The 13044-nt window shown below is 69.9% G+C and carries 16 protein-coding genes; 9 read left to right on the plus strand and 7 right to left on the minus strand.

Annotated elements, in window-relative coordinates; genetic code table 11:
• Nucleotides 1-178 precede the first annotated feature (178 nt).
• A complete protein-coding gene (locus ACIGXX_RS10035) occupies nt 179-436 on the minus strand; it encodes a DUF3099 domain-containing protein (protein WP_351168403.1) in 258 nt (85 codons plus the stop codon).
• A gap of 52 nt (nt 437-488) precedes the next feature.
• Complete coding sequence (locus tag ACIGXX_RS10040) at nt 489-851, minus strand: DsrE family protein (RefSeq protein ID WP_361467277.1); 363 nt, start codon at nt 849-851, stop codon at nt 489-491.
• A gap of 262 nt (nt 852-1113) precedes the next feature.
• On the opposite strand from ACIGXX_RS10040, the gene ACIGXX_RS10045 reads away from it, so the two are divergent.
• From ACIGXX_RS10045 to ACIGXX_RS10055, 3 genes are read left to right on the plus strand one after another with little or no spacing between them, the layout of a single operon-like run.
• Nucleotides 1114-1686, plus strand: a complete 573-nt coding sequence (locus tag ACIGXX_RS10045; protein WP_351168407.1) for an FABP family protein — start codon at nt 1114-1116, stop codon at nt 1684-1686.
• A 30-nt stretch (nt 1687-1716) separates the two neighbouring features.
• The gene (locus ACIGXX_RS10050; RefSeq protein WP_399974491.1) at nt 1717-2172 is read left to right on the plus strand and encodes a Fur family transcriptional regulator; all 456 of its coding nucleotides are present in this window, start codon (nt 1717-1719) and stop codon (nt 2170-2172) included.
• Nucleotides 2173-2206: 34 nt separating this feature from the next.
• Complete coding sequence (locus tag ACIGXX_RS10055; protein WP_351168411.1) at nt 2207-3172, plus strand: folate-binding protein; 966 nt, start codon at nt 2207-2209, stop codon at nt 3170-3172.
• Between the two features lie 63 nt (nt 3173-3235).
• Here ACIGXX_RS10055 and dtd read toward each other — a convergent pair whose 3' ends face one another.
• On the minus strand, nt 3236-3673 hold the full coding sequence (gene dtd, locus ACIGXX_RS10060; RefSeq protein WP_351168413.1) for a D-aminoacyl-tRNA deacylase: 438 nt from the start codon (nt 3671-3673) through the stop codon (nt 3236-3238).
• A 178-nt stretch (nt 3674-3851) separates the two neighbouring features.
• Here dtd and ACIGXX_RS10065 point away from each other — a divergent pair, with 178 nt between their 5' ends.
• Both ACIGXX_RS10065 and ACIGXX_RS10070 read left to right on the plus strand, forming a co-directional pair.
• Nucleotides 3852-4487, plus strand: coding sequence for a hypothetical protein (locus ACIGXX_RS10065; RefSeq protein ID WP_351168415.1), 636 nt, complete (start codon nt 3852-3854; stop codon nt 4485-4487).
• Between the two features lie 60 nt (nt 4488-4547).
• Entirely contained in the window at nt 4548-5525 is a 978-nt protein-coding gene (locus ACIGXX_RS10070) for an asparaginase (RefSeq protein ID WP_351168417.1), read from the plus strand.
• 208 nt (nt 5526-5733) lie between these two features.
• Here the strand turns inward: ACIGXX_RS10070 and ACIGXX_RS10075 are convergent, their stop codons facing one another.
• Nucleotides 5734-5919, minus strand: coding sequence for a hypothetical protein (locus tag ACIGXX_RS10075; RefSeq protein ID WP_351168419.1), 186 nt, complete (start codon nt 5917-5919; stop codon nt 5734-5736).
• Nucleotides 5920-6161: 242 nt separating this feature from the next.
• Here ACIGXX_RS10075 and ACIGXX_RS10080 point away from each other — a divergent pair, with 242 nt between their 5' ends.
• Nucleotides 6162-7037, plus strand: coding sequence for a GntR family transcriptional regulator (locus ACIGXX_RS10080; protein WP_351168421.1), 876 nt, complete (start codon nt 6162-6164; stop codon nt 7035-7037).
• A 14-nt stretch (nt 7038-7051) separates the two neighbouring features.
• Here the strand turns inward: ACIGXX_RS10080 and ACIGXX_RS10085 are convergent, their stop codons facing one another.
• Nucleotides 7052-7240, minus strand: coding sequence for a hypothetical protein (locus ACIGXX_RS10085; RefSeq protein WP_351168423.1), 189 nt, complete (start codon nt 7238-7240; stop codon nt 7052-7054).
• 125 nt (nt 7241-7365) lie between these two features.
• Here ACIGXX_RS10085 and ACIGXX_RS10090 point away from each other — a divergent pair, with 125 nt between their 5' ends.
• The 3 genes from ACIGXX_RS10090 to ACIGXX_RS10100 all read left to right on the plus strand — a co-directional run bounded on the left by ACIGXX_RS10090 (nt 7366) and on the right by ACIGXX_RS10100 (nt 11192).
• Nucleotides 7366-8259 (plus strand): GntR family transcriptional regulator, encoded by an 894-nt coding sequence (locus ACIGXX_RS10090; protein WP_351168616.1) that lies wholly within the window; start codon nt 7366-7368, stop codon nt 8257-8259.
• Complete coding sequence (locus ACIGXX_RS10095) at nt 8208-9002, plus strand: HAD family hydrolase (protein ID WP_361467266.1); 795 nt, start codon at nt 8208-8210, stop codon at nt 9000-9002. Before ACIGXX_RS10090 ends, ACIGXX_RS10095 begins: the two co-directional genes overlap by 52 nt.
• 189 nt (nt 9003-9191) lie before the next feature.
• A complete protein-coding gene (locus tag ACIGXX_RS10100) occupies nt 9192-11192 on the plus strand; it encodes a phosphotransferase (RefSeq protein WP_399974499.1) in 2001 nt (666 codons plus the stop codon).
• Nucleotides 11193-11217: 25 nt separating this feature from the next.
• Here the strand turns inward: ACIGXX_RS10100 and ACIGXX_RS10105 are convergent, their stop codons facing one another.
• Together ACIGXX_RS10105 and ACIGXX_RS10110 are read right to left on the minus strand one after the other, a co-directional pair.
• Nucleotides 11218-11967 carry an ABC transporter permease gene (locus tag ACIGXX_RS10105; protein ID WP_351168429.1) on the minus strand — a complete coding sequence of 250 codons (750 nt, stop codon included), beginning with the start codon at nt 11965-11967 and terminating at the stop codon, nt 11218-11220.
• Nucleotides 11960-12964, minus strand: a complete 1005-nt coding sequence (locus ACIGXX_RS10110) for an ABC transporter ATP-binding protein (RefSeq protein ID WP_399974503.1) — start codon at nt 12962-12964, stop codon at nt 11960-11962. The genes ACIGXX_RS10105 and ACIGXX_RS10110 overlap by 8 nt, the downstream gene beginning before the upstream one ends.
• Nucleotides 12965-13044 lie beyond the last annotated feature (80 nt).

Here is a 13044-nt window from a genome sequence, read left to right on the forward strand (position 1 = left end):
GCGCGGGCTCCGTCCGCCGACTTCCGGCGGACGGGAGCCCGACGCGCATGAACGGCCGAAGGGCCGCATCCCTGGGGTTGGACGCCTTTATTCGCGGGATGCGGCCCTTCGTGCCGTCCGGCAGCGGAACGCGTGGCCAGGGCTTGGGCGCGCGGTGCAGGGCGGAGAAGTCCGCCGGCTAGCGGTGACGCCTGCCGTCCAGCTCGTCCCACCACTCGTCGGACTTCGGGTCCCCCGACGGGTCGTCCCACCAGCGGTCGTCCGGGCCTCGGCGGTTGGCCACCATGGCGGCCACGGGTGGGATCACCATGGCCACGACGCACATCCCGACCGCGACGGGAATGGACCACAGGCGCACCACGCCCCACGCCAGGACGAACAGGGCGATGCACGTGCCCATCATGGCGAAGTAGGCGTGACGCCTCCGCGCGTACATACGTCCAGCGTAAAGCCGCACCGGTCGATGCGGTCGGTGCGGTCGGCCGTGGTCAGTAGACGAGCGCCTGGGTGCCGTCCGTCATTGCTTCCTGGACGAAGACCTGTGCGCCCGCGATCCGTACCCCCTCGATCACGTCCTTCTCGGTGATCTCGCGGCGCGCCGCGCACTGCGTGCAGAGCGTGATCTGTCCCGCGGCCACGATCGAGTCGATCAGGTCGGGGAGCGGCGCCGCGTGCGGAAGCTCGAACTCCGCCGCGCGGCCCGGAAGGGCGAACCACGCGGACTCGCCGGTCAGCCAGAGGGAGACCTCGACGCCGCTGGCCACGGCCACGGCCGCCACCGTGAACGCCTGCGAGCAGCGCTCGGGTGCGTCGGCCCCGGCGGTCACCTTGATCACGAGCTTCTTCGCCATGGCCGCATCGTAAGGCCATCCGCGCGGCCACCCGTAAGGCCACCTCGCAGAGAGAGGCGGGCCGCGCACGACTACAGTGGGAGCGGCTCTGATACCTGCCCCAATAGCTCACCGAGGAGCACCCCGTGCTTGAGGCCTTCTTCTCCGCCCTGCTGGTTCTGGTCTGCGTCGGCGTTCTCGCGTTCGCCGGACTGTCCGTGAAGAAGCTGTATCAGGGTCAGCGCTGAGCCCGTACGCCACCTAGAGATCGCCTGAGCTTCCCATGATCGAGATTCCGTCCGACCTGCACCCCGACCTCGTGCCCCTCGTTTGGCTCCTCGGCAACTGGGCCGGCGCGGGCGTCACCGACTTCCCCGGCGCCGAGAAGGCGAACTTCGGCCAGGAAGTGTCCTTCACCCATGACGGGCGGGACTTCATCGAGTACCACTCGCACACGTGGGTGCTCGACGCCGAGGGCAACAAGGTCAAGCCGCTGGAGTCCGAGTCGGGCTTCTGGCGCATCGACAAGGACCGCAAGGTCGAGACCGTGATGGTCCGCGACGACGGCGTCGTCGAGGTCTGGTACGGCGAGCTCGCCGACCAGAAGCCGCAGATCGACCTGGTCACGGACGCGGTCGCCCGTACGGCGGCCTCCGGCCCGTACACCGGCGGCAAGCGTCTGTACGGGTACGTGAAGGGCGACCTGATGTGGGTCGGCGAGAAGCAGACCCCCGAGGTGCCGCTCCGTCCGTACATGTCGGCGCAGCTGAAGAAGGTCGTCACGCCCGAGGACGTCGCCGAGATGGCCAGGGGCCTGGGCGATCTGCCGGACGACGGCATCGCTTTCTTCAAGTAGGCCGTTTCCCCTCTGGCCTAGACTGCCTGTGTGGCGAGCACCGATTCCGACTGGAAGAGCGACCTGCGACAGCGCGGCTACCGGCTGACGCCGCAGCGCCAGCTTGTCCTCGAAGCCGTCGACACCCTTGAGCACGCGACCCCCGACGACATCCTCTGCCAAGTGCGGAAGACGGCGTCGGGGGTCAACATTTCCACGGTGTACCGGACCCTGGAGCTCCTGGAGGAGCTGGGGCTGGTCAGCCACGCGCACCTGGGGCACGGTGCGCCGACGTACCACCTGGCGGACCGGCACCACCACATGCACCTGGTGTGCCGGGACTGTACGAACGTCATCGAGGCGGATGTCTCGGTGGCCGCGGAGTTCACCGCGAAACTGCGGGACACGTTCGGCTTCGACACGGATCTGAAGCACTTCGCGATCTTCGGGCGCTGCGAGGACTGTTCGCGCAAGGTCACCAAGGACGCCGAAGCCGCCGAGGAATAAGAACGGCCGCTACCGGGTCGTAGTGTGGGTGAACATGAAGAGCCCCCTCCTGTCCTTGCCCGGCGCCGTCCCCGCCGAGGGCGTGGACGAAGGCGTCGCCGCCCACTACGGCGATCTGTTCCGTGAGCAGCGCGCCCTCGCCGACGGCACCGGTTTCGTCGACCTCTCGCACCGCGGCGTCGTCTCCGTCTCCGGCCCCGACCGGCTGAGCTGGCTGCATCTGCTGCTCACGCAGCACGTGACCGAGCTGCCCGTCGGCCAGGCCACCGAGGCGCTGATCCTCTCCGCGCACGGCCACATCGAGCACGCCCTCTATCTCGTCGACGACGGCGAGACGGTGTGGGCGCACGTCGAGCCCGGCACGCAGGACGCGCTCGTCGCGTATCTGGAGAGCATGAAGTTCTTCAACCGGGTCGAAGTCGCCGACCGCACGGACGAGTTCGCGGTCGTGTATCTGCCGGCCGGTTCGATCGCCGCGGTCCCGGAAGGCGTCGTCGTACGCGAGACGCCGCACGGCCGTGATCTGTTCCTGCCGCGTACGTCCCTCGAGTCGTACGCCGATGAGAGCGCCCCCGCGATCGGCATCCTGGCCTACGAGGCGCTGCGCGTGGAGGCGCACCGGCCGCGGCTCGGCTTCGAGACGGACCACCGCACGATCCCGCACGAGCTGGGCTGGATCGGCTCGGCGGTGCACCTGCAGAAGGGCTGCTACCGCGGCCAGGAGACGGTCGCCCGCGTGCAGAACCTGGGCAAGCCGCCGCGCCGCCTGGTCTTCCTGCACCTGGACGGCAGCGAGGTCCTCCTGCCGGCGGCCGGAACGGAGCTGCGCCTCGCCTCGGAGGGCGAGGAGGGCCGGAAGCTGGGCTTCGTCACGACGGCCGTACGCCACCACGAGCTGGGCCCGATCGCGCTGGCCCTGGTGAAGCGGAACGTGCCGCTGGACGCGGGGCTGCTCGCCGGGGCCACGGCGGCTTCGCAGGAAGTCGTGGTCCAGCCGTAGGAACACCCCCAGGAACAAACATGACCGGGTCACAGGTGTGGCCCGGTCACGTATGTGGCCCGGTCACATCTCCAGAAGCACCGTGAACGGCCCGTCGTTCGTCAAGGACACCCGCATCTGTGCGCCGAAGCGCCCCGTCGCCACCGTCGCGCCCAGGGACCGGAGTTGGGAGACGACCTCGTCGACCAGGGGCTCGGCGACATCGCCGGGCGCGGCGGCGTTCCAGGTGGGCCTGCGGCCCTTGCGCGCGTCGCCGTAGAGCGTGAACTGGCTGATGACCAGCAGCGGCGCGTCGATGTCCGAGCACGACCTCTCGTCGGCCAGCATCCGAACGGACCAGAGTTTGCGGGCCAGTTGGGCCGCCTTCTCCTTGGTGTCCTCGTGGGTCACCCCCACCAGGACGCACAGGCCCTCGCCGTTGATCTCGCCGACCGTCTCGGGGCCGTTCTCGCCCTCGACGACGACGCTCGCTCCGTCCACTCTCTGCACCACAGCACGCATATGGCCCATCATGCCGTGCTCCGTACGGCCGAGATGCGCCGGATGCGCCGCCCGTGAGGTTGGCCTGAACCCCCCATCTGGGGCCGATTGGGGGCACTCGCTCACATAGCGGCCACCCGGGGTGGCACCATGCTCATCACGCGGTGTACCGCGCCGGTCGAGGGGACGGTAGAGCCACATGAGCACACCAAGTACGGGACAGCCGCCCGGACCTGTGTCGCTGACCCGCATGAGCGCTGCGCGACGTACGAACGTGCCGCGGCCGCCCATGCAGCGCACGGGCAGTGCGGTCCTTTCCGAGCAGCCCGCGCCCGACCTGGCCGCGCTGCTCCTGCGCGAGCTGCGTGAGCTGCGCAGGGACGCACAGCAGAACGAGGCGGACCTGAGCTATGTCCGGCGCCTCCTCCAGGGGCGGATCGACATCCTGCGGGCCGAGGTCGCGCGCCGTAAGGACCCGTCGGCGCCGGGTCCCGAGGGTCCTGTCGTGCACGGTCCCATCGTGCACCGGCTCTCGGAGATCCTCACGGACGCGCCGGCCCGGCACCGCTCGTCGGCCCGGCATGTGACGCTGGGCACGCCGCACAGCGCGGAGTACGGCCTGCTCGCCACGGAGATGCTCGCCGAGGTGGAGCTCTCCGACCTGGACGCCCGTACGGACGACGAGCTGCACACGGCCATGGGGCGGCTCATCCGCTACGAACAGCAGGTTTCCCGGCGCCGCCAGCAGCTCCAGCGCACGGCGGACGATTGCAGTGCGGAGATCGCCCGCAGGTACCGTGAAGGTGAAGCACAAGTAGACGACCTGCTCTCGTGACCCGGTGATCCCGGCCTCCGCGGGCGGCCGTCACGCCACCCCCGCCCCGGAAGGCCGAAGATGACCTCGACGTCCGCCGAGTCCGCCGCCACCCCTGTCATATCCCCGGTCCTCGCCGAGGTCGTACGTTCAGGCTTCGTCGAGGGCCGCCACAGGGGAAGCCTGGTGCTGCTGGCCGCGGACGGCAGCGTGGAGCTGGCCCTTGGGGACGTGAGCGCCCCCGTCTTCCCCAGGTCCGCCAACAAGCCGATGCAGGCGGCTGCGGTGCTGCGGGCGGGGCTCGACCTGTCGGGCGAGCGGCTCGCGCTGACCGCGGCGAGTCACTCGGGGGAGGGGTTCCACCGGGACCTCGTCCAGAAGATGCTGGCCGAGCGCCGGCTGACGGCCGCCGACCTGCAGTGCCCGCCGGACCTCCCGCTGGACGCGGTCGAGGCCGAGACATATCTGGCAGCGGGTGCCGTTCGTGACCGGGTCACGATGAACTGCTCCGGCAAGCACGCGTCGATGCTCGCGGTGTGCGACCTGAACGGCTGGCCCACGGATTCCTACCTGGACCCGGGTCACCCCCTCCAGCAGCTGATCCTGAAGGTGGTCGAGGAGGCGGCGGGCGAGAAGGTGGCCGCCGTCGGCACGGACGGCTGCGGCGCGCCCCTGATGGCGATCTCCCTGACCGGCCTCGCCCGGGCCTTCCGGCACTTCGTCCTCGCCCCCGAGGGCTCGGCCGAGCGCCGGGTCGCGGACGCGATGCGGGCCCACCCCGAGTACGTGGCCGGTACGCGCCGCCCCGACACCTGGCTGATGCGGGAGATTCCCGGGGCCCTCTCCAAGATGGGCGCCGAGGCGGTCCAGGCGTTCGCGCTGCCGGACGGTCGCGCGCTGGCGTTCAAGGTGGACGACGGAGGGATACGGGCCCTGGGTCCCGTCCTGGCCCGTGCGCTGCACCTGGCGGGTGTGGAGGCGGACGTACTCACCCGCGTCGGCCGTGCGCCGCTGCTGGGCGGGGCGGCCGAGGTGGGGGAGATACGGGCGGCGTTCTGAGGGTTCCCCCCCAAGGCTTTCCCCCCCGACGGACCCGGATGGGTTCTCTCTCCCCCCCCGACGAATCCCCCGGGACACCCGCCCGCCCGTTCCTCCCCCACCGGCACCCCCGTGCCCCCGCGCCCCCCGTGCCCCCCGTGTACCCCGGTTCGGTGGCTGACCGGGCTCCCGGCTCCCCTCCGGATGGGAACCCGGTCAGCCAGCTCTGTCAGCCCGACTGGGCCAGCAGCAGGACGAGGAGCGCAGCCCCGACCCCGCTGATCTTGGTGCTCTTGGCCTTGATGCCCACGGTCAGCAGGACGAAGGCGACGATTCCCATCGGCCCGTACTTCCACTGGATGAGCTGCTCGAATCCGATGGCGAGAGCGGCGATGACGATGGCGATGAGCGGCATGACGTTCCCCCTTTCGGGACGGGGCGCCGAGCCCCGGCCCATCAGGTCGGCAGCCATCCGATGGGCAACGGCTGGTGGCCAACCCCTGAGGGTTCCTGCCAGGTTGCCTAAGTTGGCGACCAACTTCACCTGAGTTATCTCCGCGATGGCTCGATTCATAACCACCTTCCGAGCAACTCCCCAAAGATGGCGCGAAGTTGTACTGTTTGGTTGTGAGCCCGGAACCTGCCCAAGTCAATGGGATGAAGAGGCCGCACAGGTCTCACCACGAGGTGGCCGACGAGCTGCGCGACCGGATCAGGTCCGGGTTGCTGCGGCCGGGTCAGCGGATGCCGACGCAGGCCGAGCTGGCCGACGAGTTCGGCGTGGAGCGCGGTGCGATACGTGAGGCGCTGCGCACGCTTCAGGGCGAGAACCTGCTGGCGAACGTGTCCAAGGGGAGCCCCGCCACGGTCGCCGAGACCTCGAAGCAGGTCCTTTCCGGGCCCGGTGGCGTCCGGCCGCAGCCCACCATGGTCGGCCTCGCCCCGCGTATCGCCGCCGCGTTCGAGGCCGACCACGTGGAGATCGACGCGCTCTGCCTGACCTCCATCTCGCTCACGATGGCGATCGGGGAACCACTCCGTCAGATTCACGCCGGACAGCGGAAACCGGCCAAGGTCACCGTCCGCGTGCTGCTGCCGAGCCGCAGCATCGATCTCGCCTTTCCGGCGCCGGTGGACAGCGGGGACGACGAGGGCGGGCAGGTGCACAGGCGCTGGCTCGACCAGCGCAACGCACAGGGGCAGGTGCTCCGCCACAACCTCCTGGCGCTGCGCGCCTCGCACGGCATCGACGTCGACGTCTCGTTCCGCGCGCTGCCGTTCACGCCGCCGGTGAAGCTGTATCTCATCAATGGTTCCGAGGCGCTCTTCGCCTACTACACGCTCGCGAAGCAGAGCGAGCAGATCGACCACGAGCCCCTGGAGATGTACGACGCGCAGGGCGCGCAGTCGATGCTCTTCCCCTTCCACCAGGGTGACGGGCTGCGGGACACGACCTTCGTGGAGCAGTCGCATCTTTGGTTCAACGCTCTGTGGGGCACGATCAGTCAGGATCTGGAGCTGGCGCGCGGCTAGCGGACGAACGGCCCTCAGATCGCGGGGCCGGTCATCATCAGCGCGAGGACGACGGCGCCGATGGAGCTGCAGGTGGGGCTCTTCGCCTTGATCCCGACGGTCAGCAGGAGCAGTCCGACGAGGCCGGTGGCCCCGTACTGCCACTGCACGAACTGTTCGAGGGTGATGGCGGACACGGCTGCGAGGAGGGCGAGGACGGTCATGATGGTTCCCCCTTCTGCCATCTCGGATGAGTTGGCAACCAACTTCACTTGAGTTGTCCCCACTTGGTCCCGCAACATAAACAACTTCAAGACAACTGCCCCGAGATGGTGGGTAGTTGTATCGTCTGGTCGTGACCCAGGAGAACGTTGCAGTGAACGGCAGCAGAAAGCTCACTCCCCAGGACATCGCCGACACCCTTCGCGACCGCATCCGCTCGGGCGACCTCAAGCCGGGCGACCGCCTCCCCACGCAGGCGGTGCTCGCGGAGGAGTTCGGCGTGGAGCGGGGGACGGTGCGCCAGGCGCTGAAGACGCTTCAGGGCGACGGACTGCTTGCCAACGTGAGCAAGGGCAGCCCGCCACGGATCGCGGCGGAGCCATCGGGTCCGACGTCGGCGGTCGCGGGCCCGCAGGCGTCGATGGTCGGCCTCGCGCCACGGCTCGCGGCGGCGTTCTCGGAGCCGCGGGTTCGGATCGACGTCGTGTCGTACACGGCGGAGACGCTGATGATCGCGCTGGGGGAGCCGGTGCGCCGCGTCCACGAGGGGCTCATCCGGCCCACGTCGATCGACGTCCGCATCCTGCTGCCCAGCAGCGACATCGACCTGGCCTTTCCCAGGCCGGTCAGCGGCCTGGGCGACGAGGACGGCAGGATCCAGCAGCGCTGGCTTGCGCTGCGCAACACCCAGGGGCAGGTCCTGCGCCACAACCTGCGCGCGCTGCGCGCCTCGCACGGCATCGACGTCGACGTCTCGTTCCGCGCGCTGCCGTTCACCCCGCCGGTGAAGCTGTACCTGCTGAACCAGCAGGAGGCGCTTCTCGCCTATTACACGATCGAGCGCAGCACGCTGGACTTCGGGAGCGCCGAGATGGAGGCGTTCGACGTCTCGGGGCTGAGATCGCCGCTCTTCTCCTTCGACAAGGCCTCGGCCCCCCGGGACGCCGCGTTCGTCGAAGAGTCCCAGAAATGGTTCGACGCGCTCTGGGCAACCATTGCGACGGAGCTGACACTCTCTTAGTGACTCCTGATACGACGCAGACCGAACAGATGGCAGAAGAGATCGAGAACCTGCGTGATCTGATCGTCCCCGCCCGTTTCGTGCTCTTCGACTTCGACGGGCCCATCTGCCGGCTGTTCGCCAGGCACTCGGCCGTACGGATCGCCGCGGACATGGTGCGCGGCCTTGAGGGGCGGGGCCTGCGCGGGCTCCTGCCCGACGGGCTGCCGGGCGCGGAGGACCCCCAGATCGTCATGCGTGCCGTCGCCGCCCGGCACCCCGGCAGCGATCTGATCACCGAGATCGAGGAGCAGCTCACCCAGGACGAGCTGAAGGCCGCGGCCACCGCATGGCCCACGCCGTACGCCGACCCGGTGATCCAGACCTGGGTCCATCTCGACGCCCGGCTCGCGATCACCACCAACAACTCCGCGCGTGCGGTGACGAGGTACCTGGAGTCGCGCGACCTCACCCACTGCTTCGCCCCGCACATCTATGGCCGGACCCCGAACCTCGACCTGCTCAAGCCGAACCCGTACTGCGTCAAGCGGGCCCTGAGCGCCATGGGCGCCGACCCCGCCGCGGCGCTGATGATCGGCGACGCCCCGACGGACTACGAGGCCGCGGTGGGGGCCGGAGTGCACTTCCTGGGCTACGCGCACGACGACCGCAAGGCAGGGCGGCTGCGGGACGCGGGCGTCAAGCGCGAGCACATCGTGGACTCGCTCGAACCCGTGCTCAAGATCCTCCGCACCCGGCGCTGAACCGACCGCCCGTGCGGACTCCCGGGTCAACTCCTGGCGGTATCCGCTCGCCGAGTAACGCCTGGCGCACATGCGCGTTACAACCTTGGTGACTCTCGGCCATACGCCTCCCCCGCGTCGCGGGAGAGAGTGGGCCTCATTAGGCTGTGCGGCAATTTCGGGTACGCGCGCGAGCATCAGGAGCGGCACGTGTCGATCAGCACCTGGACGAACGGAACTCCGGTGTTCCGTGCCGTCCGCCCTGTGCTCCCCCAGCTCCCCGGGCTTCTCGAACTCCCCGAGCTCCCCGAGCACCCGCTCGCCCCGGAGGACCTGGACGCGCTGCGGGACACGGTCGGCTTACCGCTGGATCGGTTCTGCGAGGACGGGAAGCCGGTACAGCCCCAGCTGATCAAGGCCCTGGTCGAACTGCTCGCGCAGCTGGTCCTGGTGCGCAAGGAGTCACTGGGGACTCCCGTCGGCGGCTGGCCGCACGACGAGAAGGACAGCAGAGGCTTCCTGCGGAACCTCGCCCGGCATCTTCACGAGCGTGACGTGCGGCCCGGCTGGGCCGAGTTCGGCGGCCTGTTCGGAGCCTTCGGCATCGGGCCGGATGCGCTGATCCACTGCGCGGAGCGGGCGCCCTCGATGGCGCGGCGACCGTACAGCCTCCTCAACACGGATCTGCGCCGGGCCACCGTCCTGCTGCCCTGCGACCGGAGCCGGCCGGTGAGCCTGGACTGGTCCCAAGCGACCTACGGCGATCCCGCCTACGACCTGGCGTCCCACCTGGTGCGCATGCGGTACCCCGACTTCCAGTGGCAGGAGGTGATCGACGCCTGGGCCGTCGCCATGCACAGGCGCAGGCCGTCGGCCGTCACCAGAGTCCTGAAGGACGTCCGCAGCTACATCGCCCTCGAACAGGTCCGTGCCGTCCATCTCGACGTGATGGGAGCGGCGCGTTCCCTGGGGACGACGCTCGACAGCACGCGCCTTGGGGCTGCCGCCGAATCCGTGCGCCAGTGCCTGCACCCGGCGGAGAAGGCCCTCGGCCTCACACGACTGCCCGATGTGGGCGAGGTGGAGCGGGCGCTCTACCGGTGGCAGGCGGCCCGGATCGAGGCCCGGCACGCGGCAGCACCGGGCGGCGGCCCCCGGCTCGTGCCGTCCACCTTCTCCTGGCAGCCCGACGAACGCGTCCCGGAGCGCCCGGACTTCCCCCGGAGCGCCGTCCTCCAGGCGCTGGCCGCCGAGGGCGCGGCGCAGCAGCACCGGGTGTTCAAGGGCACGGCCCACCTCAACACGGTGGTGCGGGTGGACGGAGTCGAGCGCCCCGTCGTGGTGCGGCGCAAGGCGGGTGCCGTGCCGCGCCGCGAGAGCGGCTTCCTCAGCGAACACGCCGTACTCGACGCCATCGAGAAGTCGCAGGCCGGGGTCAGGGCGCCCAGGGTCCTCGCGCTCGGGACCAGCGACCGGGGCGATCTGTTCGCCGTCCACTCCTACGAGGGCCCGCTCGGCTGCGAGAAGCCGCCGAGTCATCCTGTGCACGGCCTGCTGCCCAACGAGGCGGACAACCTCGTGGACCAGCTCCACGCGCTGACCCGGGTCGACTACGCCAGGCTCGACCCGGCCGCGGCGAACACCAGCTTCTACGGCCGGCTCAGCCGTGAACTGGTCCGGTTCGTGCACTCGCTGCCCAAGGAGACCCAGCGGCAGGCCCGAGCCTGCGGCCTTCCGAACGGGTGGCGGCTACAGGAGATCCTCGGCAGGCACGACACCGCACCACGCACATCGGTGCTGCTGCACGGCGACCTCAATCCGTGGAACCTCGTGCGGGGCGAGTTCGGCGGCCGACTCACCATCATCGACTGGGAGTTGGCGATGATCGGTGACCCGCTGTACGACCTGGTGCGCCATCTGCACCTCACGCCGACCCGGGTGGAGATCCGGCAGCGGCTGTTCGCGCGCTGGGCCCGGATGCTGCCGCCCGAGTACACCAAGGGCTGGGAGAAGGACTGGCGCGTGTACCGGTGGATCGAGCTCGTCCGCTCCGCCTACGTTGACCTGGACCGGCTGGAGACCGGCGCCGCTCTGGACAGCCCGCACGTGCGGCGTGCCGTCGAGTCGTACGCGATGACGCTGGACGCGGCGAAGGCTTCGCTCGGTCTGCATCGGGCGGGGGCGGCGGCGGGGGTGCGGGCGCGTCGTTGAGCTGGCTCTCCGGGAGGGCGGGTCCTTACGTCGTCCGCCTCCTGAACAGCAGCCCCGATGCCCCGACCGAAGCCGCCAGGATTCCCGCGCACCAGGCCAGGGCGGCCCACGGTGTCGAGCCCACCGGCTGGTTGAGGAGCAGGCCCCGGAGGGACTCGATGACGTGGGTCACCGGCTGGTGGTCGGCGAAGGGGCGGAGCCAGCCGGGCATGGTGGAGGTCGGGACGAAGGCGCTGCTCGGGTAGGGCAGGAAGCTCACGAAGAACGTGAAGCCGCCTGCCGCCTCGGGGGACTTGGCCAGCAGGCCCACCGCTGCCGAGAGCCAGGACAGGGCCAGGATGAACGCCAGGAGGATCGCCGTCGCCGCGAGCCAGGCCGCCGGGGTCGCCGTCGGGCGGAAGCCGATCGCGAAGGCCAGGGCCAGGACCAGGGTCGTGGCGATGAGGTTGCGGGCCACCGAGGCGAAGACGTGGCCCGTCAGGATCTGCGCGCCGCCGATGTCCAGGGAGCGGAAGCGGTCGATGATGCCGCCCTTCAGGTCCTCCGTCACCGCGATCGCCGTGTTCGACGAGCCGAAGCCGGCGCAGAGGAGGAGGACTCCGGGCACTACGTACGTGACGTACGACCGGGTGTCCGTCTTGATCGCGCCGCCGAAGAAGTAGACGAAGATCAGGAGGAGCATCACCGGGAGCGCCATGGAGGTGATCAGGGCGTCCACGTTGCGGCGGCTGATGCGGATCGCTCTGCCGGTCATGATGAGGGCTGCCTCAGACATGGGTGGTCAGCTCCTGTGGTTCCTGGCCCTTCGGCCGCTGCGGGGGCGTCGGGTTCGTGAGGGTCAGGAATACGTCGTCCAGCGTTGCCGTGCGCAGGGTGAAGTTCGCCAGGTCGGTGCGGTCCGGGTCCAGGTCGTCCAGCAGGTCGCGTACGCCTGTTGCCGTGCCGTCCGTCGGGAAGCCGAGCGTCAGGGTCTCGGGGGAGTGGTGCGTGGCCCGCTCGGTCAGTCGGATGTACGCGTGGTGGGTCTTGACCGTGGCGTCCAGGCGGTGGCCCGGCACCAGGGATTTGAGGGCCGATGGTGAGCCCTCGGCCACGATCACTCCCTCGTGCAACACCGCGATGTGGTCGGCCAGTTGGTCTGCCTCTTCCAGGTATTGGGTCGTCAGGAAGACCGTCGTGCCCTGTGCCGTGAGGTCGCGTACGACCTCCCACATCTCCTGGCGGCTGCGCGGGTCGAGGCCCGTCGTCGGCTCGTCCAGGAAGATGATTTGGGGGTCGCCCACCAGGCCCGCCGCCAGGTCGACGCGGCGGCGCATGCCTCCCGAGTACGTGCGGACCAGGCGGTCGCCCGCCTCCGTGAGGCCGAAGCGGGCCAGGAGTTCGGCGGCCCGGGTGGCGGCGGCAGGGCGGTTCAGGCCCGCGAGCCTCGCCATCATGCGGAGGTTCTCGGCGCCGGTCTGCGTCTCGTCGACCGCGGCGAACTGGCCGGTGAGGCTGATCGCGCGGCGGACCTCGCGGCGTCCCGTACGGATGTCGTGGCCCGCCACCCGTGCCGTGCCCGTGTCGGGGGTGGTGAGCGTGGTGAGGATGCGGACGGCCGTCGTCTTGCCTGCGCCGTTCGGGCCCAGGAGGGCGAAGACGGCGCCGGGCGGGACGTGGAGGTCGATGGATCGGAGGACGGGGACGGCTCGGGTGCCTGATCCGTAGGTCTTGGTCAGGGCCTTTGCCTCGATGGCGGGTGGGGTGGGTGGTGGTGTGGGCGTGGGTGGCATGGCTTCCCCCGGGTCTACTGCGTAGGGCTTACGCGTTACCGTGTAAGGGTTACGCAGAACTACGATGTGCGTCAAGCACG

It is taken from the genome of Streptomyces sp. NPDC055243 (genome assembly GCF_044544025.1).
Lineage (GTDB): Bacteria > Actinomycetota > Actinomycetes > Streptomycetales > Streptomycetaceae > Streptomyces.